The organism is Achromobacter animicus (assembly GCF_902859585.1).
Lineage (GTDB): Bacteria > Pseudomonadota > Gammaproteobacteria > Burkholderiales > Burkholderiaceae_B > Achromobacter > Achromobacter animicus.
This window is the reverse complement of the sequence record NZ_CADIJM010000016.1, coordinates 43,677-62,782: the sequence shown is the minus strand read 5'-3', so window position 1 is coordinate 62,782 and position 19,106 is coordinate 43,677. Positions and strand designations below refer to the sequence as shown.

Sequence of the window (19,106 nt, the reverse complement as noted above, 5' to 3'; positions counted from 1 at the left end):
CGGCTGACAGCCGCCCCGGCCCGGCTCCCGAATTACGTGGAGATGACATGGAACACATGAACGGCGCCGAAGCGATGGTGCGGATGCTGCAACACAACGGCGTCAAACATATCTTTGGCCTGTGCGGCGACACCACGCTGCCGCTTTATGACGCGCTGTACCGCCTGGACCACGGCATGCAGCACATCCTGACGCGTGACGAGCGCAGCGCGGCCTACATGGCCGACGCCTATGCACGCGTGACCGGCAAGGTCGGCGTTTGCGAAGGCCCGAGCGGCGGCGGCGCGACCTATCTGCTGCCTGGCCTGGTCGAAGCCAACGAGTCGTCGATTCCCGTACTGGGCATCACGTCGGACGTGGCCGTCGGCTCGCGCGGCAAGTATCCGCTGACCGAGCTGGACCAGGAGGCGCTCTACCGCCCGCTGACCAAGTGGAACCGCACGATCGACCGCGCGGACCAGATTCCGGGCATGGTGCGGGCGGCATTCCGCGCCATGACGACCGGCAAGCCCGGCTCGGCGCACCTGTGCTTTCCCTATGACGTGATGAAGCAGGAAGTGGATGCGTCCGACGTGTGGGCGCAGCCCGAGCACGGCAGTTTCCCCGCCATGCGCTTCGCACCGGATCCCGCCGACGTGGCGCGCGCCGCGCAACGCCTGGTGGCGGCGCGCTCGCCGGTGATCATCTGCGGCGGCGGCGTGGTCATCGCCGGCGCCTGCGGCGCGCTGCAGGAAGTTGCCGAGGCCTTGAAGGCGGCGGTGTGCGTGACGGTGAGCGGGCAGGGCAGCCTGGCCGACACCCATCCGCTGAATGCCGGCGTGGTGGGATCGAACGGCGGCGTGATGGCGACGCGCGATGTGGTGGCGGCTGCCGACGTGGTGCTCTTCGTGGGCTGCCGCGCCGGGTCGACCTCGACCGAGCACTGGCGCTTCCCGAACCGCAACGTGCCGATCCTGCACATCGACATCGACCCGATGGTGATCGGCGCCAACTACCTGACCGAAGTCGGTCTGGTGGGCGATGCCAAGCTGGCCCTCGAAGCGCTGTCCGCCGAAGTGCAGGCGCGCATCAAGCACCGGCCATCCGATGCGACCGACGGCGCGGTGCTGGCCGGGCGCGCCAAGGAAGCGCGTCGCGCGCAGCTTGAGCCGCTGGCCGCCAGCCTGGACGCGCCGATCCGCCCCGAGCGCGTGGTGCAGTCGCTGAACCGCCTGCTGCCCGACGACGCGGTAGTCTGCGCGGACCCCGGCACGCCGTGCCCGTATTTTTCGGCCTATTACGACGTCTCGCGTCCCGGCCGCCACTTCATCACCAACCGCGCCCACGGCGCGCTGGGCTTTTCGATGTCGGCGGCGCTGGGCGCCTGGGTCGGCCGTCCGCAATCGAAGTGCGTGTCGGTGATGGGCGACGGCAGCTTCGGCTTCACGGTGGGTGAATTGGAAACCATCGTGCGCCACAAGGCGCCGCTGCTGATGGTGGTGTTCTCGAACTCGGTCTACGGTTGGATCAAGGCCAGCCAGAAGGCCGGCTACGACAAGCGCTACTACAGCGTGGACTTCAATCGCACCGACCATGCGCGTATCGCCGAGGCCTATGGCGTGAAGGCGTGGCGTGTCGAGGACCCGTCCAAGCTGGACGCCGCGATCAAGGCCGCCATGGAACACGACGGCCCCGCGCTGATCGACGTGATCGCGCAGCCGCTGCAAGATACCGCGGCGCCCGTGAGCCAATGGATGGGTTGATGCAATAAGCGCAGCGCGCTGCATTGCCGATGGGGTCCTTCGCGGGGCCCCATTTTTCTTGGCCGGTCCGATTAGAAAAAAATTCCCTGCCGGCGGGCGCGCTCCTATACTGGACCGCTTCGGAGCGGCGGGCCGCGGAGGTCCGGCGCCGTCAACGCGACAGCAGAGAGGGCAGGCATGGACCTGGGGATCAGCGGCAAAAAAGCACTGGTGTTTGGCGGCAGCCGCGGCATGGGGCGCGCCTGCGCCCTGCAGTTGGCGCGCGAGGGCGTGGCCGTGACCATCGCGGCGCGCAATCCGCAGACGCTTGAACTGGCCGCCGCCGACATATCGCGCGAAACCGGCATCGGCGTGGGCTGGGTGTCGGCCGACCTGACGCTTGCCGAGGGGCGCGACGCGGCAATCGCCGCCTGTCCGCATCCCGACATCCTCATCAACAACGCCGACGGCCCGCTGCCGGGCGACTTCCGCGACTGGTCGCGTGACGACTGGATCGCCGCGCTCGACGCCATGATGCTGGGACCGATCGACATGATCCGCCGCGTGGTGGACGGCATGGTCGAGCGCCGGTTCGGGCGTATCGTCAATATCGTGTCGCGCAGCGTGAAGGCGCCGCATGCCGAGCTGGGGCTGTCCAACGGTGCGCGTTCGGGCCTGATCGGCTTCGTGGGCGGCCTGGCGCGCCAGACGGTCCGGCACAACGTCACCATCAACAATCTGCTGCCTGGCGCCTTCGCCACCGATGCGCAGACCCGGCACATCCAGGGCATGGTGGAGCAGGGCGGCAAGACGTTCGAGCAGTTGTGGGACGAGCGGGCGCGCAGCAATCCCGCCGGCCGGTATGGCCAGCCCGAGGAACTGGGCGCGCTGTGCGCGTATGTCTGCTCGGCGCACTCGGGTTACATGACCGGGCAGAGCCTGCTGATCGACGGGGGCGGCTACCCCGGAACCTACTGATGGCGTCAAGACATCCCATGGACCAGACGGACCTGAAGATACTCGCGCTGCTGCAAAAGGACGCCACCTGCTCGGTTGCGGAAGTGGCCGAACAGGTGAACCTTTCCGTGACGCCGTGCTGGCGCCGGATCCAGAAGCTGAAGGACGACGGCGTCATTGCGCGCAACGCCATCCTGCTGGATCCCCGCGCGCTGGGCCTGAACCTGACGGTGTTCGTGTCCATTCGCACCAGCCAGCACAACGAGAAATGGACGCAAAGCCTGATCAATGCCGTGATGGCCTTGCCCAACGTGGTCGAGTTCCACCGGATGGCCGGCGACGTCGACTATCTGCTGAAGGTGGTGGTCGAGGACATGGCGGCGTATGACCGCTTCTACCGCCGGCTGATCGGCGCGGTGGATCTGCTGGACGTCAGCGCCAGCTTCTCGATGGAAGTCATCAAAAGCACGACGGAATTGCCGCTGGGCGCCGTGTAGCCGCCGGGCGCGCAAATTTTTTCCTGAGTCCCCCGCCGCCGCGGATGCAAATTTCTTTCTGCGTGTTGCGCGGGCCCAATCTGGCAATGCTTTTGCGCGGGGCGCGGCGTAGGATATCGCTCACTCCAGTCTTGGAGTGAATTGGGATATCAGAGGACCCTATGTCGTTGGCAGTGCCCGCCGGCTGCGCCGGATTGCAAGAATCGCGGCAAGCAGCATCGGTGGATGACCTCCTGGCCGGCTGGAATGGCGTCGACGACCTGTGGGTGTTTGCCTACGGTTCCCTGATCTGGCATCCCGGGTTTGCCTGGCGCGAACGGCGCCTGGCCACCGTGCGGGGCTATCACCGTTCGCTGTGCCTGTGGTCGCATGACCACCGCGGGTCGCCGGACAATCCTGGTCTCGTGTTCGGACTGGATCGCGGCGGTTGCTGCCGCGGTGTCGCCTTCCAGATCGCGGCCAGCGACGTGCCGCAGGTCTTTGAAGCCTTATGGCGCCGGGAGATGGTCACGGGCGCCTACCGTCCGCGCTGGCTGACCTGTCACACCGAGGCCGCGCCGGTGCGTGGACTGGTGTTCCTCCTGAATCGCACCTGCCGTGAGTATGCCGCCGATCTCTGCGACGACCGCCTGCTGACGTCCGTGCGCAATGCAGTCGGACATTCCGGACCGTGCCTGGACTACGTGGTGGAAACGGCGCGCGCGCTGCGTGCGCATGGGATCGACGACTGGCGGCTGGGCGATCTGGTGCGCAAGCTGGGTCACGCGTTCTGACGCGTTTCAGAACTGCCAGCGGCCGAACACGAACAGCACATTGCCCGCGCCGCTTGAGCCCGGGATGTACGTCGCGTAAAGCATGGCGTCCTTGTAGCCCGCGCTGACCAGCGGCAGGATGCCGGGAAACGGCACGTAGCTCATGATGTCGTGGCGCGCGGTGAGGAACACGGTGTAGCCCGCGCCGAGCCGGAAGTTGTCGCTGACCTGGCCGATCTTCAGAAAGCCATAGCCGGCGATGGGCTGCACCTTGGAGTGCGAGTCCAGAAACGCCATGGCGTATAGACCTTGCCAATCGCCGTCCTCGTCATAAATGCTGCGGCCGTAGCCGCCGCCCCAGGCAAGTTCGCGGAAGCTGTCGATCTTGTCGGCGCTGTACTTGGCGCGGTTGTGCCAGGCCCAGCCGCTGACATAGAGGTCGTTGCCGCCTTCGGACCAGATCTGGTCGATACGACTGCACGCCGACTGGGCCCACGAGGGCATGCCGTCGCAGGCGTGTGCGGAAACGGTGAAAACGGACAACAGCACGCAGAGCAGCGCGGCGCGGAATCTGGCGGTCATCGCAGGACCCAGGTAAAGATGACAGTTCCGTTACTGTAACGGAGCGCGTGTCATCTTCCCTGTCAGCGGGCTGTCACCGGGGGGCGGCAGGGGCTGCGGCCATCCGATGCGGCGCACGGATGTGGCGGCAGCGCTACAGAAGAAAGATCGTGGCCAGGCCCAGGAAAATGAAGAAGCCGAGCGAATCGGTGGCGAACGTGAGCAGCACCGACGAGCCCATTGCCGGGTCCTTGCCGAAGCGCGCCCGCACCATGGGCACCAGCACGCCGACCGAGGCGCCGACCAGCATGTTGCAGATCATGGCGGCCATCATCACCAGCGCGATGGACAGCGAGCGCGAGATCACCCATGCGAACAGGGCGGCCACGAGGCTGCCGCACAATCCCACCAGCAAGGTCACGAACAGCTCGCGCTTGACGAGCTGCCACAGGTTGCGCCCGGTGATCCGGCCCATGGCCAGCGCCCGGATGATGAGCGTCATGGTCTGGTTGCCCGAGTTGCCGCCGATGCCGGCCACGATCGACATCAGGAACGCCAGGATGACGATTTGGCTGACCGTGCCCTCGAACTGCGACGCCACGAACGAGGCCGTGGCGGCGGTACAGAGGTTGAACAGCAGCCACGGCGCGCGGTTGCGCAGCGCGGTGCTGACGGGGGCAAAGATGTCTTCTTCCTGCAGACCGGCGCGCGACAGCGCCTGTTCCTGCGAGTCTTCGCGCATCACGTCCACGACGTCGGCGATGGTGACGCGGCCGATCAGCCGGCCCTGGTCGTCCATCACGGGGGCGGAAACCAGGTCGTAGCGCTCGAAGGCGCCGGCGGCGTCCGCGTCGGAATCCAGCGGGTTCAGCGTCAGGAAGTCGGAATTCATGACCGCCCGCACTTCGGTTTCGGGCTCGCTGACCAACAGGCGCGACAAGGGCAGGATGCCCTGCAGCTTGTCCTGGCGGTCCACGACGAAGATCTGGTCGGTGTGATCGGGCAGTTCGTGCAGCCGGCGCAGGTAGCGCAGCACGACCTCGAGCGTGACGTCCTCGCGCACGCGCACCATCTCGAAGTCCATGATGGCGCCGACGCTGTCTTCCGGATAGCCCATGGCTTCCAGCAGCTGCGCGCGTTCTTCCTCGGTCAGACCCTTCTGGACTTCGGCCACCACATCGGGCGGCAGGTCGGGCGCCAAGTCGGCGAGCTCGTCCGCGTCCATGCTTTCGGTCGCGGCGACGAGATCCTGGCGGTCCATCGCTTCGATCAGCGATTCACGGACCCAGTCTTCGACTTCGAGCAGGACGTCCGCGTCGTGCTCGGGGCTGACCAGCTTCCAGATCGCCTGGCGCTCGTCCTTGGGCAGCGATTCGAGGATGAAGGCGATATCGGCCGGGTGCAGGTTGTCGACCAGCGTCTTGAGCTCGGCCTCGTGCTGGCGGTGCACCAGGTCTTCGACGAGGGGCGCCTTGGCGTCGCCTTCTTCCTGGCGGTGAACCAGGTCTTCGACAAGCTGCTGGCGCCGCAGGCGCTCCTGGACTTCAGCCAGGGCGGTCTGGGCGTCTTCCGGGTCGAGGCGGCGTGGCGTCGCGGGCGGTTTCTGCGCGGCGGCGGACTGCGTCATGCGTTACGGCTCAAAGTGTGGGAAGAGGGCGGCTGCGCCGCGCTTCGTCGGTGGCGACATACGTCAGCGTGGCCTCGGTGACCTTGACGACTTCGGCGTCCAGCCGCTGGCGTTCCGCGTAGACCTCGACGGAGACCGTGATCGACGTGGTGCCGGTCTTGACGATGGCGGCGTAGAAGCTGAGCAGGTCGCCCACGAACACGGGCTCTTTGAACTGGAAGGCATTGACCGCCACGGTGGCGACACGGCCAGCGGCGCGGCGGGCGGCGGGGATGGACCCGGCGATGTCGACCTGAGCCATGATCCAGCCGCCAAAAACGTCCCCGTGGATGTTCGCATCGGCCGGCATCGGCATGACGCGCAACACCGCGTCGCGATGGGCAGGCAGAGTCGTAAACGGGGTTTTGGTGCTGGAGGTCATGCGGCCGACTCCAATGCTAGAGAACCAGCCGATTATGCAGGAAAAACGAGACGGCGGCGTGCGCGTCGGCGCCCGCCGCCCGGCCCGGCGCGGCCATCAGGTGGCCAGCTTGACGATCCCGTAGCCGCCAACCAACAGCCAGACGTAAAGGATGAAGCCCAGGGCCATTACGCGCGGGCCGGCCTTGCGGATCTGGGCGAAGCGCGTTTCGATGCCCAGCGCGGTCATGGCCATGGTCAGGGCGAAGACGTCGAGCCGGCGGATGGCCGCGACGACATCGGCGGGAATGATGTCGAGCGAATTGATGATGGCCAGCACCAGGAACCCGACGGCGAACCAGGGGATCGGAAGCTTGGCGCTCTTGCCCTGGCCGCCCGCATGGGAGGCGGCGCTGCGCAGGTACATGCCCAGCACCAGCAGCACGGGCACCAGCAGCGCCACGCGGGTCATCTTGACGATGGTGGCGACCTCGGTGGTGGCGGGGTCGATGTTGCTGGCGGTGCCCACGACCTGCGCCACTTCGTGAACCGTGCCGCCGATGTAGATGCCAAGCGCCTGCGTATCGAAGTTCAGCCAGCCGGCGTGATAGAAGACCGGATACAGGAACATCGACAGCGTGCCGAACAGCACCACGGTCGCGACAGCCACCGCGCTCTTGTGAGGGGCGGCGCGCAGCGTGGGTTCGAACGCCAGCACCGCGGCGGCGCCGCAGATGGCGCTGCCCGCGGCGGTCAGCATGGCGGTGTCGCGATCCAGTCCGAGCAGGCGCTGCCCGACGACGGTGCCGATCAGCAGCGTGCCCACCACCACCGCCACGGACACGGCCAGCCCCGGCATGCCGACGGCGGCGATCTGCTGGATGCTGATGTTCAGGCCGTAGAAGGCGACCGCGATACGCAGCAGGCGGCGCGCGGTGAAATTCACGCCGACGCCCCAGTCCGCGGGCATGGTGCCGCGCAGGAAGTTGCCATACAGCATGCCGACGACGATACCCACGACCAGCGGCGAAAAACCGAGCTGCCGGATGAAGGGCAGATCAGCCAGTTGCATCACCGCGCCGGCCATCAGGCCCACGAACAGCACGCCGTTGAGCTTGTCGCGCCAAGGCGTGGCCGCGGCAGCGGGGGCTGCGGCAGCAGGGGCCGCTGGGCTGGCGGGAAGGGGGACGGCGGTCGTGGTGGAGGTGTTCATTACTGGCCCTTTGGGCATAACTACATAACTAGACGAAATATTAGATCCGGCCGTATTATTTGAAAAATCTTCAATCTAAATATTGAATATCAGAAATTCTGATATCGAGCTCATGACGCCGGATCAATTGCTCACATTTGCCGCAGTCGCCGATACCGGCAACATCAGCCGCACCGCCCAGGCGCTGCATCTGTCGCAACCGGCGGTGTCCGGCCAGCTGCGCGCCTTGCAGGAATGGTTTGGCGAACCGCTGTACCGCCGCAGCGGCCACGGCATCGCGCTGACCGAAGCCGGCGAGCGCTTGGCCGAGCAGGCGCGGCAGCTGCGACAGGTGTACCGGCAGGCGCAGGCCGTGCGGGAATCCTGGCGAGGCCTGGAAACCGGTGCATTGCGATTGGGCGCCAGCACCACGCCGGCCAGCTACCTGCTGCCCCGCCTGGTGGCGGACTTTCGCCACGCGTTTCCGGCCGTCAGCCTGCATCTGTCGGACGGCAATACGCGCGAGATCGTGGATCGCCTGCCGGCGTTGGATCTGGCGTTCATCGAAGGCGACGTGCCCGCCGGACTGCCCGCCGACACGGCGGTGCACGCATGGCGGCAGGACGAAGTAGTGGCGATCGTGCGGGCGGATCACGCCCTGGCGGGTAAGGGCGCCGTGACGCTACGGGATCTGGCGGGGTCGCCGCTGGTGATGCGCGAACCCGGTTCAGGCGTGCGCCGGCTGGTGGAACGGGCGTTCAGCGATGGCGGTCTGGCGCCGTCGGTGGGCCTGGAGCTGGCGGGGGTGGAAGGGGTGAAGCAGGCCGTGCGTGCGGGGTTGGGCGTGGGCTTCGTGTCCGTGATGTCGATGCGTCACGAAGACGGGGCGCTGGCGGCCCTGCGCCTGTTGCCCAAGCCGCTGACGCGAACGCTGAGCATCCTGGTGCCGCATGCCGATGCGGCTGCCCGCGCCGCCGAACGCTTTCTGGCGATGTGCCTGGCGGTCGGCGGGCAGGACGTCGGGTAACTAAGCAGCCGGGCCGTTCAGGCCTTGGCCAGGCGTTTGAGCGCGAGCTGCACCCAGTAGGTGCCGCCCAGCGGCAGCAGATCGTCGTTGAAGTCGTAGCTGCCGTTGTGCAGCATGCAGGGGCCCAGTCCGTGGCCGCTGTCGCGGTGCTCGCCGGTGCCGTTGCCGATCCACACGTAACAGCCCGGCAGTTCCTGCAGCATGAAGGCGAAATCTTCCGCGCCCATGGTCGGCTGCACGTTGGCGTTGACGTTGTCCGCGCCGACGATGTCGCGCAGCACGTCGGCGCAGAAAGCGGCTTCGTCGGCGTGATTGATGGTGGGCGGATAGTTGCGCTGGAACGTGAATTCGACTTCGCAGTCCATCGCCGCGCTGGTATGCCGGGCGATCTCTTCCATACGGCGTTCGATCAGGTCCAGCACGTCCAGCGTGAACGTGCGCACCGTGCCGCGCAATTCGGCGTGGTTGGGCACGACGTTGTCGGCGCTGCCCGCGTGGATCTGCGTGATGCTGAGCACCGCCGCATCCAGCGGATTGCGGTTGCGCGTGACGATGGTCTGCAGCGATTGCGCCATCTGCACCGCGGCCATGACGGGATCGATGCCAAGGTGAGGCATGCCGGCGTGCGTGCCCTTGCCCTTGATGACGATCGAGAATTCGTTGCTGGAGGCCATGATGGGGCCGGGCGTCAGACCGAACTGGCCGGGCTTCATGCCGGGCCAGTTGTGCATGCCGAATACTGCTTCCATCGGGAATTGCGTGAAGAGGCCGTCGTCGATCATGCGCTTGGCGCCGCCGCCGCCTTCCTCGGCGGGCTGGAAGATGACATAAACCGTGCCCGCGAAATCGCGGTTCGCGGCCAGGTATTGGGACGCGGCCAGCAGCATGGCGGTATGGCCATCGTGACCGCAGGCGTGCATCTTGCCTTCGTTCTGGCTGGCATGCGCGAAGGTGTTGACCTCTTGCATCGGCAGCGCGTCCATGTCGGCGCGCAGACCCACGGCGCGATCGCCGGGCTGGTTGCCGCGGATGATGCCGACGACGCCAGTTCCGCCCAATCCGCGATGGATCTCGATGCCCCATTCCTCGAGCTTGGCCGCCACCACGTCGGCGGTGCGGAACTCTTCGAAGGCCAGTTCGGGATGCGCGTGGATATCGCGTCGGATCTTGGAAATATCCTGGTGCCAGGCAACGATGGGTTCAAGGAGTTTCATGAGCGAACTCGGGCGGAATATGGGGAACGGACAAAGGGTATCATCATTCAAAAATCAATTTAATGGAGACAAATACCATGACGCGTCCGTGGCTTGCTCAGTATCCCCAAGGCGTTCCTGCGGAGATCTCCACCGAGGATTATTCCTCGCTCACCGACTTGCTGGACCGGGCCTGCAAGCGTTACGCATCACGCATCGCCTGCACGGCGATGGGCAGCAACATCACCTATGCGCAGCTGGACGGGCAGGCACGCGCGTTTGCAGCATGGCTGCAAGGCCTGAACCTCGAAAAGGGCGCGCGCGTGGCGCTGATGATGCCCAACGTGCCGGCGTATCTGGTGTGCATGCTGGGATCGCTGCGCGCGGGCATGACCGTGGTGAACGTCAACCCGCTCTATACCGCCGACGAATTGCAGCGCCAATTGCTGGACAGCGGCGCGTCCGTCATCGTCATCCTGGAAAACTTCGCGCATACCTTGCAGCAGGTCTCCAACCGCGGCGACCTCAAGCACATCGTCGTGACCGGCCCGGGCGATCTGCTCGGCGGCCTGAAAGCGCCGCTGGTCAACCTGGCCGCGCGCTACATCAAGAAGATCGTGCCTGCGTGGCACATCGACGGCGCGCACGCGCTGCCCAAGCTGCTCCACGAAGGCGCGCACCTGCCGTTCAATCCGCCGTCCATTTCCATGGACGACGTGGCGGTGCTGCAATACACGGGTGGCACCACGGGTGTGCCCAAGGGCGCGATGCTGTCGCACCGCAATCTGGTGGCCAACGTGCTGCAGACCGAAGCGGTGGCGCAGCCGGTCGTGCATGACCTGGCGGACCAGCAGCTCACCATCATCAGCGCGCTGCCGCTGTATCACGTGTTCGCCATGACGGTCTGCGGTCTGTATGCCCTGCATGCGGGCATGCGCAACGTGCTCATCATCAATCCGCGCGATCAGCCGTCGCTGATCAACGCATGGCGCAAGACGCCGGTCAATCTGTTTCCGGGCGTCAATACGTTGTTCAACGCGCTGGCGCACAACGAAGACTTTGCGAAGCTGGATTTTTCCGGCCTGCGGCTGACGCTGGGCGGCGGGATGGCCGTGCAGCAGCAGGTGGCCGAACGCTGGCTGAAGATTACCGGGCGGCCGCTGATCGAAGGCTACGGCCTGTCCGAGACGTCGCCGGTGGCGACTGTCAATCCGACCAATGCGACGGCGTATTCCGGTTCGATCGGGCTGCCGTTGCCGTCGACGGATGTGGCGATTCTGGACGATGCCGGCAACGAGGTGCCGCTTGGCGAACGCGGCGAAGTCGGCATCCGCGGGCCGCAGGTCATGCTGGGATACTGGCGCAAGCCTGATGAAACGCGCGATTCGATGACGGCCGACGGCTACTTCCGTACCGGCGACATCGGCATCATGGACGAACAGGGCTACACGCGCATCGTGGACCGCAAGAAGGACATGATTGCGGTGTCCGGATTCAAGGTCTATCCGAACGAAGTGGAGGCGGCGGTCGCGCAGCATCCCGGCGTGCTGGAATGTGCGGCGATCGGGGTGCCCGATGAGCACTCCGGCGAGGCGGTCAAGGTGTTCGTCGTGAAGAAGGACCCGGCGCTGACCGAAGAACAGGTTCAGCAGTGGTGCAAGGACAAGCTGACGGGCTACAAGCGCCCGCGCTTCGTGGAGTTCCGCGACGAACTGCCCAAGAGCAACGTGGGCAAGATCCTGCGCCGCGAGCTGCGGCCGGACGCGCAGGCCGCTGCGGCATCCGCCAAGACGTCCGCGTAAAGCGCCAGAGGCCGCGCAAGGCGGCCTCTGGTGTCCAGGCCGCCGTTTGGCTGCCTGCGGTTTGCGTTTCAGCCCTGGTTGTTCAGATGCGGGGCAATCATTTCATGCAGCGCGCGTTCGATGGCGGGATTGCCCGCCACGACGCGCCCGCCGATCGGCCAGGGATCCTGCTTGTGCATGTCGGTGCAGACACCGCCCGCTTCGCGCAGGATCAGTGTGCCTGCAGCCACGTCCCAGGGCGCCAGGCCCATTTCCCAGTAGCCGTCGTATCGGCCGCAGGCGGTCCAGGCCAGGTCCAGCGCGGCGGCGCCCATGCGGCGCACGCCACGAGACCGGTTGATGGCGTCATGCAACATTGGCATGTACTGCGCGGCAAATGAGAAGTCGCGGAACGGGAAGCCCGTGGCCAGCACGGCGTCTTCGATCGTCTGCGTGCGCGAGCATGAGATCCGCCGGCCATTCAGCCATGCGCCCACGCCGTACACGCCCGTGAACAGCTCTTCGCGGCAGGGGTCGTAGACCACGCCGATGACCGGCGTGTCCACGGCCAGTGTTTCGTTGGCCGACATCGACGTGCCCGCGTGCGCGATCAGGGCGATGGACACGGCGTAGTGCGGGATGTCGTGCAGGAAGTTGGTCGTGCCATCGAGCGGGTCGATGTACCAGGTGGCCGCGCCTTGCGCCTTGCCGCCCGTTTCTTCGGCGACGATGCCGAACCTGGGCGTGCGGGCCTTCAATTCCTGGATGATCGCGGCCTCCGCCTCGCGGTCCGCCTGCGATACGAGATCGTTGCGGGCCTTGCGATCGATCACGAGATCGGCGCGGTGGTGCGCGTAGGATTGCAGGATGGCTGCGCCGGCGTGGGCGGCCGTGACCGCCGCGTCGATCGCGGCGCACAGGTCGATGGGCGAAGCCAGCGATTGGGGCTGATCGTAGGTATCCATTGGCCCAGTGTAAGCCCGTCCATGCGTCAAACCCGTGGCAAACGGACTAATCCATTGGGCCGCGTGGTGCGCATCCAACGCGAATCGGCCGGCGGCCCGATAATTCGCGCTTCATCGTGTTTGTATTTATTGGGCTGGATGTCTGTGACTTACGTTCCGCTGGTTCCCGCAAAGGTTGATGTCGATGCCGACGGCAGGCTGGTCAGTTCCGTCTATGGCGATGTCTATCACTCGCCGTCGGGGGCGCTGGGCCAGGCCGAACACGTCTTCCTGCGCGGCAACGGACTGCCGGAGCGCTGGCGGGGGCGCGCCTCGTTCACCGTCTGCGAGACGGGCTTTGGATTGGGGCTGAACTTCCTGGCGCTGTGGAAAGCGTGGCGGGACGATCCGCAACGGTCTGCGGCTTTGCACGTCGTCTCGATGGAAGCGCACCCATTTTCCCGGGACGACCTGGCCGCGCTGCTGGCGCGCCATGCACCCGAGCCGCTGGCAGGCCTGGCGCGCGCCCTGGCTGCGCAGTGGCCGGCGCTGCTGCCGGGACTGCATCGGCTGGAATTCGAGAACGGCGCCGTCACACTGACGCTGGGCTTTGGCGATGCGCAGGTGCTGGCGCCGCGCCTGGGCGCACGGGTGGACGCGTTTTTCCTGGACGGCTTCGCGCCCGAGCGCAACCCCGAGATATGGGCGCCGCCGCTGTTGCGCGCGTTGGCCAGCCTGGCGGCGCCGGACGCCACGGTCGCCACGTGGGCCTGCACCGGCGAACTGCGCCGCAATCTGGCCGATGCCGGCTTCGACGTGCGCCGGGCGCCCGGATATGGGGGCAAATGGCACATGACGGTGGGGCGGGTCTTCCAGGCCGGAAGTGCGGCGCTGCCGGCGGCGGTCTCATCGGAACGGCATGCGGTGGTCGTGGGCGCGGGGCTGGCCGGTGCGGGCATTGCTCACGCGCTGGCAGGCCGAGGCTGGCGCGTTACGGTATTGGACGCCGCCCGGTCGCTGGGCGCGCCGGCGCATGCCGGCCACTTGGCCGCGGCGCTTACTCCGGTGGTCGCGCGGGATGACAACGCACGGGCGCGGCTGTCGCGGGCGGGCAGCGAACGGGCGCTGGCGCGCTGGCAGGGTCTGCCGGGCGGCGCGGCGCCACGGGTGTGCGGCACCGTCCAGGTCGAGCGGGACGCGGGCCGGTCGGCGACGCTGGCCGGCACCCTGGAAGCGCTGGCGTTTCCGTCGGATTGGGTGCGCCAGGTGTCGCGCGAAGAAGCCAGCGCACTGGCCGGACTGCCGGTCGCGCGGGGCGGCGTGTTCTTTTCGCAAGGGATGCTGGTGCAGCCGGGGCTGCTGATCGACGCGTTGCTGTCCGCGTCCGGCGCGGTGGTGATCCCCGGTCGCGCCGAGCGGGTGTCGTCTGCGGGCCAGGCTTGGCGCGTGCTGGACGCGTCCGGTGCGGAGCTGGCCCGGGCCGACACGGTGATCCTGGCCAATGCCGCCGGATCGCGCGAGGTGCTGGCGGCCAGCGGCCTGCTTGACCCGCTGCCCCGCGTCGCCCAGATGCACGCGCTGGCCGGTGAAGTCACCTTGATCCCGGCCGCGGCCCTGGACGGAGGCCCGCGGTGCATCGTCGGGGGCGAGGGGTATCTGTTGCCGGACATCGGCGTGGGCTGCGTCGTCGGCAGCACCTATGTCCACGGCGCTGCCGAGGCCGTGGTGGGCGCCGAAGGGCAGGGCGTCACGCTGGGCAAGGCGGCCGGGCTGCTGGATGGCCGTTTTCCGGCATTTGACGCGCTGGTGCCGGGCAGCCTGCCCGGGTGGGCTGGGTGGCGCGCCGTCCTGCCGGGCCGTCTGCCCGCGGTCGGAGAATTGCCGCATGCCCCGGGTCTGTGGCTGGCCGCGGGTTATGCATCGCGGGGGCTGTCGTGGTCGGCGCTGATGGGAGACCTGATCGCGGCCCGTCTGATGGCCGAACCGCTGCCGCTAGAGACCGATCTGGCCCAGCTTGTTTCACCACGATGAAAAAAATTTAATGCGCGGCGGGGGCTTTGCCGGGCTGGCGTAGAATTGTAAGAATTGCCGGAATTTGGCGCGAATAGGCCGCAATTGACCTTTCGGGACGGCAATTCGGCGACTCGGCGGCGTCTGCGCGCCTGGCGCAGGCCAAGGGCTTCATGCCCCTTTTTTGGATGAATTAACCGTCCAAAAGAGGGATCGAGTTTATTTCAAAGCTCAAATCCGTCAAAATAGCGTCTTTTGATGGTTTTTGGCTTAAGCCGGGGGATGCTCTGTGCCGCCCAAGTTCGACTTTGCCCATACTACCCAGCTCGATAATGTCGAGCTGTTGACGTCCCGCCCCAGTCGCATCGATTTCGACGCGGGCGATGGGTTGCACCTGGTAGTCGAGGCGCATGCGCCTGGAGTTTTTCGCCTGCGCTGCGGCGAGGCGAACCACTTCAATGATGACAAGCCCGGCGCGCGCGTGCGCGCCGTGGCCGAAATGCTGCTCGCGCGCCAGGAGGCGGTGGGCGAAGCTACCATCGCGCCCCGCGAAAGCGGGGACGGCTGGCGAATCACACAGGGCGACGTCGCCCTGGAGATTCAGACCAACCCTGTGCGCGTCGCCCTGTACCGCAACGAAGACCGCGTCTTCGAATCCGAGGTTTCCGCGCATACGCCCGCATTCGGGTACAACGCGCTGGACCAGGCCGATGACGCTGTCTGGACGGCCGGTTTCACGCTGGCCGCCGATGAGCGGGTGTTCGGCCTGGGCGAAACGCCCGGGGATCTGAACCGCCGCGAGGAATCGGTGGTCTCCGACGACCCCGAGCATCGTGCGCTGCCGTTGGCATGGAGCCCGCGCGGTTGGGGCGTCTACGCCAACACGATGCGCCGCGTGGAACATTCGGTGGGCGTCGCGCCCGCGGATTCGGCCTATGTGCTGACCGTCGACGACGCCGTGCTGGACCTGTTCCTCTTTGCCGGCGAACCCGCCGAAATCCTGAATCAATACACCGCGCTGACCGGCCGCGCCGGCCAGCCCGTCCTGTGGGCAATGGGCGCGTGGCTGCAGCAGGCCGCCGGCGAAATGCCGACGCAGACGGTCGCCCTGGTGGCGCGCATGCGCGAAAACCAGATTCCCGTCGATGCCGTGACGCTGGCCCAGCCGATCGCGTGGGGCTTTCAGGCGGACAAAACGGTTTTCGAATGGGACGCCCAGCGCTTTCCCGACGCCAAGCAGATGCTGGCGCTCTTTCACAAGCACAACGTGCATGTGGCGGCCTCCGGCTTTCCGGGCGTCATCAAGACCAGTCCGCTCTTTGAAGAGCTGGAAGACCGCGGCTGGCTGCTGACCAAGGACGACGGCGCCGCCCAGGTGTTCGACGGCAACGCCGCCACGTCCGGCCAGCCCTACGGCCTGCTGGACCTGACCTACCGCGACATCTACAACCTGTGGGTCGAGCGTCACCGCCAACTGGTGGAAGACGGCCTGGACGCGCCCGCTTGCGACGCGCAGATCGCCATCCCCGATGGCGTGACCGCCCGCAACGGTGAGACCGGCCCGGCCTTGCGCTCCATGTACCCCTTGCTGGTGCGCCGCGCGCTGTTCGACGCGGTGGCCGGACTGAAGGTGCCGCCCGAAGGCGTGGTGCCCAGCGCCGACCTATTCCCGGCGGCCCAGCGCCTGCCGTGGCAGGTGGGTCCCCAGGTCGACAACACCTGGGAAGGCCTGCGCCACACGCTGCGCACGTCCCTGTCGATCGGTTCGAGCGGCGTGCCCGTCCAGGTGCACAACATCGGTTCAGCCGCGCGCGATCGTTCGGGCATGACGTCCGAGCTTTACCTGCGCTGGCTGACCGCCGGCGTGTTCTCGGCCAATTTCTCGTTCCAAGGCGTGGAAGGGCTGATGCCCTGGGATTTCGGCGACGAAACCCTTTCCCACGCCAAGACCTGGATGCAGTGGCGCTACCGCCTGGTGCCCTATGTGCTGGGCGCCATCGAGGACTCGGCCCGTACCGGCCTGCCGGTGCAGCGCTCCATGGCGCTGTCGTTCCCGAACGATCCGCACGCCCACGAATGGGATCTGCAATACCTGCTGGGTCCGGCCCTGCTGGTGGCGCCGGTCACCGAACCGGGCAATCAGGTGCGCGTCTACCTGCCCAAGGGCGAGGCGTGGTGGGATCTGAACACCGGCCATCGCTACGAAGGCGGCACCACCTGGACCATCGATTGCGAGCTGGGCCAGTTCCCGGTGTTTGGCCGCGAAGGTCACATGCTCTGTCTCGGACCGGCCGCGCAGCATACGGGCGAGTTCAACTCGGCCCGTATCCTGGACGAGGTCTGGATGTTCGGCATGCCGGTGCATAACCCGGTCGTCATGCGCAACAAGATCCGCGTGATGCAGATGCAGGGCTCGAGCTACATCAAGGGGCTGGAAGGGCTGCGGATTTCGCCGTCCGAAGGCCTGGAAGTGAAGCGCCGCGGCGCGGAAGTCCGCATTTCGCGCGCTCGCTGAACCCGGATCGGCCGCCTGTCGGCCACCAATAAAAAGGGCAGTCAGGAAGGCTTTCCTTCCCGGCTGCCCTTTGTGTCTTTGCCGGATCGCCGTTGTCGGGGCACTTGCGCCTTCTTTGAGAAGCGCAGCGGGGCCGCGTCGGCAACTCATATTACTTGTAGTTATTAAAAATGGAAAAAACGGTCGTTCTCTTTAGAAGAGAAAAGATACAAAATCGCTTGCCATGATTCACATCGAGAACCTATCCAAGACCTATGCCACGCCGCACGGAGAATTCCAGGCGCTGCGCGGCATCAACCTGCACATCGAGCAGGGCGAGGTCTTCGGCATCATCGGTCCCAGCGGGGCCGGTAAAAGCACGCTGGTCCAGTGCATCAACCTGCTGGAACGTCCCAACCAAGGCAACATCTCCATCGGCGGCCAGGCCCTGACGGGCCTCAACGAAGCGCAGCTTCGTGAACAGCGCCGCCGCATCGGCATGGTGTTCCAGGGCTTCAACCTGCTGTCGCGCCGCACGGTGTACGGCAACGTGGCCCTGCCGCTGGAAATCGCGGGCGTGGCCAAGGCCGAGATTCCGGCGCGCGTCGAGCGCCTGCTGGCGCTGGTAGGCCTGGAGCATCTGCGCGACCGTTACCCCAGCCAGATCAGCGGCGGCCAGAAGCAGCGTGTCGGCATTGCCCGGGCGCTGGCCAACAATCCGGACGTCCTGCTGAGCGACGAAGCCACGTCCGCGCTGGACCCGGAAACCACGCACAACATCCTGGCGCTGCTGCGCGACATCAACCGCAAGACCGGCGTGACCGTGGTCATGATCACGCACCAGATGGAAGTCGTGCGCGAGGTCTGCGACCGCGTCGCCGTGCTGTCGCAGGGCGAGGTGGTGGAAGTCGGCAGCACGCGTGAAGTGTTCGCCCAGCCGCGCCACGACGTGACGCGCAACATGGTGTCGGCCGCCACCGCGTCGGAACTGACCGACGCCACGCTGGCCGCCGTCCAGGAACGCATCCGCGCGCTTACCGCCGCCAAGCCCGGCCAGGCCGTGCGTCTGCTGCGCCTGTCGCTGACCGGCACCGACGCATCGGGCGCCTTCCTGTCCGACCTGACCCGGCAGTTCGCGCTGGACGTGGGCCTGGTGCAGGCGCGCGTCGAAGACATCCAGGGCGTGGCCGTGGGCACGATGTTCGTGCTGGCCCAAGGCGCGCCCGCCGCGCTCAAGGACGGCATCGCCGCCCTGAACGCCCGTGACATTACCGTTGAAGAAATAGCTCATGAGTCCGCAACTGATCGACCTGCTTATTACGTCGCTGCTTGACACCCTGCTGATGGTGGGCGTGGCCAGCGCCATCGCGGTGATCATCGGCATTCCGCTCGGCGTGACGCTGACGGTGACCGCGCGCGGCAACATGCTTGAAAACCAGCCCGTGAACCACGTGCTGGGCGCCATCATCAACGCGACCCGCTCCGTGCCGTTCGTGATCCTGATGGTCGCGATCATCCCGTTCACGCGGCTGGTGGCACAGACCTCCATCGGCACCACCGCCGCCATCGTGCCCTTGTCCGTGGCCGCGATTCCGTTCATGGCCCGCATCGCCGAAAACGCCATGCGCGAAGTCGATCCGGGTCTGGTCACCGCAGCGCGCGCGATGGGTGCGTCGCCCATGCAGATCATCATGAAGGTGCTGCTGCCCGAAGCCCTGCCGGGCCTCATCGCCGCCACCATCGTGACCGTTGTCAGCCTGATCGGCTATTCGGCCATGGCCGGCGCCATCGGCGGCGGCGGGCTGGGCGACCTGGCGATCCGCTACGGCTACCAGCGCTTCCAGTCGGACGTCATGGCCGCGGTCGTGATCGTGCTGATCGTTCTGGTGCAGGCCATCCAGAGCCTGGGCGACCGCTTCGTGCGCCGCATGTCGCATCGCTGATCCACTTT

General features: G+C 66.5%; 16 protein-coding genes. 10 read left to right on the top strand and 6 right to left on the bottom strand.

Annotated elements, in window-relative coordinates; translation table 11 throughout:
* The first annotated feature begins 47 nt into the window (after window positions 1-47).
* From HV681_RS24400 to HV681_RS24385, 4 genes are all read left to right on the top strand, one after another.
* Complete coding sequence (locus tag HV681_RS24400; protein ID WP_175125624.1) at window positions 48-1,742, top strand: thiamine pyrophosphate-binding protein; 1,695 nt, start codon at window positions 48-50, stop codon at window positions 1,740-1,742.
* 177 nt (window positions 1,743-1,919) lie between these two features.
* The gene (locus tag HV681_RS24395; RefSeq protein WP_175125623.1) at window positions 1,920-2,699 is read left to right on the top strand and encodes an SDR family oxidoreductase; all 780 of its coding nucleotides are present in this window, start codon (window positions 1,920-1,922) and stop codon (window positions 2,697-2,699) included.
* A gap of 17 nt (window positions 2,700-2,716) precedes the next feature.
* Window positions 2,717-3,175 (top strand): Lrp/AsnC family transcriptional regulator, encoded by a 459-nt coding sequence (locus HV681_RS24390; RefSeq protein ID WP_056569264.1) that lies wholly within the window; start codon window positions 2,717-2,719, stop codon window positions 3,173-3,175.
* Window positions 3,176-3,336: 161 nt separating this feature from the next.
* Window positions 3,337-3,948 carry a gamma-glutamylcyclotransferase gene (locus HV681_RS24385; protein WP_175125622.1) on the top strand — a complete coding sequence of 204 codons (612 nt, stop codon included), beginning with the start codon at window positions 3,337-3,339 and terminating at the stop codon, window positions 3,946-3,948.
* A gap of 6 nt (window positions 3,949-3,954) precedes the next feature.
* Here the strand turns inward: HV681_RS24385 and pagP are convergent, their stop codons facing one another.
* The 4 genes from pagP to HV681_RS24365 all read right to left on the bottom strand — a co-directional run bounded on the left by pagP (window position 3,955) and on the right by HV681_RS24365 (window position 7,727).
* Window positions 3,955-4,509 (bottom strand): lipid IV(A) palmitoyltransferase PagP, encoded by a 555-nt coding sequence (pagP, locus tag HV681_RS24380; protein WP_175125615.1) that lies wholly within the window; start codon window positions 4,507-4,509, stop codon window positions 3,955-3,957.
* Window positions 4,510-4,642: 133 nt separating this feature from the next.
* A complete protein-coding gene (gene mgtE, locus HV681_RS24375; protein WP_175125612.1) occupies window positions 4,643-6,115 on the bottom strand; it encodes a magnesium transporter in 1,473 nt (490 codons plus the stop codon).
* Window positions 6,116-6,125: 10 nt separating this feature from the next.
* The gene (locus HV681_RS24370; protein ID WP_056569253.1) at window positions 6,126-6,536 is read right to left on the bottom strand and encodes an acyl-CoA thioesterase; all 411 of its coding nucleotides are present in this window, start codon (window positions 6,534-6,536) and stop codon (window positions 6,126-6,128) included.
* A 96-nt stretch (window positions 6,537-6,632) separates the two neighbouring features.
* The gene (locus HV681_RS24365) at window positions 6,633-7,727 is read right to left on the bottom strand and encodes a YeiH family protein (protein ID WP_254595063.1); all 1,095 of its coding nucleotides are present in this window, start codon (window positions 7,725-7,727) and stop codon (window positions 6,633-6,635) included.
* A gap of 112 nt (window positions 7,728-7,839) precedes the next feature.
* Here HV681_RS24365 and HV681_RS24360 point away from each other — a divergent pair, with 112 nt between their 5' ends.
* The gene (locus HV681_RS24360) at window positions 7,840-8,733 is read left to right on the top strand and encodes a LysR family transcriptional regulator (protein WP_175125610.1); all 894 of its coding nucleotides are present in this window, start codon (window positions 7,840-7,842) and stop codon (window positions 8,731-8,733) included.
* Window positions 8,734-8,750: 17 nt separating this feature from the next.
* Here the strand turns inward: HV681_RS24360 and HV681_RS24355 are convergent, their stop codons facing one another.
* Window positions 8,751-9,947 (bottom strand): M20 aminoacylase family protein, encoded by a 1,197-nt coding sequence (locus HV681_RS24355; protein WP_175125608.1) that lies wholly within the window; start codon window positions 9,945-9,947, stop codon window positions 8,751-8,753.
* 77 nt (window positions 9,948-10,024) lie between these two features.
* Here HV681_RS24355 and HV681_RS24350 point away from each other — a divergent pair, with 77 nt between their 5' ends.
* Window positions 10,025-11,728 (top strand): AMP-binding protein, encoded by a 1,704-nt coding sequence (locus HV681_RS24350; RefSeq protein WP_175125605.1) that lies wholly within the window; start codon window positions 10,025-10,027, stop codon window positions 11,726-11,728.
* Between the two features lie 68 nt (window positions 11,729-11,796).
* Here the strand turns inward: HV681_RS24350 and HV681_RS24345 are convergent, their stop codons facing one another.
* Entirely contained in the window at window positions 11,797-12,672 is an 876-nt protein-coding gene (locus tag HV681_RS24345; protein ID WP_175125604.1) for an inositol monophosphatase family protein, read from the bottom strand.
* A gap of 138 nt (window positions 12,673-12,810) precedes the next feature.
* Between HV681_RS24345 and mnmC the strand changes: the two genes are divergently transcribed.
* The 4 genes from mnmC to HV681_RS24325 all read left to right on the top strand — a co-directional run bounded on the left by mnmC (window position 12,811) and on the right by HV681_RS24325 (window position 19,098).
* The gene (gene mnmC, locus HV681_RS24340) at window positions 12,811-14,682 is read left to right on the top strand and encodes a bifunctional tRNA (5-methylaminomethyl-2-thiouridine)(34)-methyltransferase MnmC2/FAD-dependent 5-carboxymethylaminomethyl-2-thiouridine(34) oxidoreductase MnmC1 (RefSeq protein WP_175125601.1); all 1,872 of its coding nucleotides are present in this window, start codon (window positions 12,811-12,813) and stop codon (window positions 14,680-14,682) included.
* Between the two features lie 268 nt (window positions 14,683-14,950).
* On the top strand, window positions 14,951-17,176 hold the full coding sequence (locus tag HV681_RS24335; protein WP_175125599.1) for a glycoside hydrolase family 31 protein: 2,226 nt from the start codon (window positions 14,951-14,953) through the stop codon (window positions 17,174-17,176).
* A 223-nt stretch (window positions 17,177-17,399) separates the two neighbouring features.
* Complete coding sequence (locus HV681_RS24330; protein ID WP_175125598.1) at window positions 17,400-18,488, top strand: methionine ABC transporter ATP-binding protein; 1,089 nt, start codon at window positions 17,400-17,402, stop codon at window positions 18,486-18,488.
* On the top strand, window positions 18,445-19,098 hold the full coding sequence (locus tag HV681_RS24325) for a methionine ABC transporter permease (RefSeq protein WP_056569227.1): 654 nt from the start codon (window positions 18,445-18,447) through the stop codon (window positions 19,096-19,098). The genes HV681_RS24330 and HV681_RS24325 overlap by 44 nt, the downstream gene beginning before the upstream one ends.
* Window positions 19,099-19,106: the final 8 nt, after the last annotated feature.

Bases quoted from the DNA above. Each gene is read 5' to 3' on its own strand.
- HV681_RS24385 (WP_175125622.1), top strand. From the start codon at position 3,337: ATGTCGTTGGCAGTGCCCGCCGGCTGCGCCGGATTGCAAGAATCGCGG.
- HV681_RS24395 (WP_175125623.1), top strand. From the start codon at position 1,920: ATGGACCTGGGGATCAGCGGCAAAAAAGCACTGGTGTTTGGCGGCAGC.
- mnmC (WP_175125601.1), top strand. From the start codon at position 12,811: ATGTCTGTGACTTACGTTCCGCTGGTTCCCGCAAAGGTTGATGTCGAT.
- HV681_RS24360 (WP_175125610.1), top strand. From the start codon at position 7,840: ATGACGCCGGATCAATTGCTCACATTTGCCGCAGTCGCCGATACCGGC.
- HV681_RS24355 (WP_175125608.1), bottom strand. From the start codon at position 9,947: ATGAAACTCCTTGAACCCATCGTTGCCTGGCACCAGGATATTTCCAAG.
- HV681_RS24345 (WP_175125604.1), bottom strand. From the start codon at position 12,672: ATGGATACCTACGATCAGCCCCAATCGCTGGCTTCGCCCATCGACCTG.
- HV681_RS24365 (WP_254595063.1), bottom strand. From the start codon at position 7,727: ATGAACACCTCCACCACGACCGCCGTCCCCCTTCCCGCCAGCCCAGCG.
- pagP (WP_175125615.1), bottom strand. From the start codon at position 4,509: ATGACCGCCAGATTCCGCGCCGCGCTGCTCTGCGTGCTGTTGTCCGTT.
- HV681_RS24350 (WP_175125605.1), top strand. From the start codon at position 10,025: ATGACGCGTCCGTGGCTTGCTCAGTATCCCCAAGGCGTTCCTGCGGAG.
- HV681_RS24370 (WP_056569253.1), bottom strand. From the start codon at position 6,536: ATGACCTCCAGCACCAAAACCCCGTTTACGACTCTGCCTGCCCATCGC.
- mgtE (WP_175125612.1), bottom strand. From the start codon at position 6,115: ATGACGCAGTCCGCCGCCGCGCAGAAACCGCCCGCGACGCCACGCCGC.
- HV681_RS24390 (WP_056569264.1), top strand. From the start codon at position 2,717: ATGGACCAGACGGACCTGAAGATACTCGCGCTGCTGCAAAAGGACGCC.
- HV681_RS24325 (WP_056569227.1), top strand. From the start codon at position 18,445: ATGAGTCCGCAACTGATCGACCTGCTTATTACGTCGCTGCTTGACACC.
- HV681_RS24400 (WP_175125624.1), top strand. From the start codon at position 48: ATGGAACACATGAACGGCGCCGAAGCGATGGTGCGGATGCTGCAACAC.
- HV681_RS24330 (WP_175125598.1), top strand. From the start codon at position 17,400: ATGATTCACATCGAGAACCTATCCAAGACCTATGCCACGCCGCACGGA.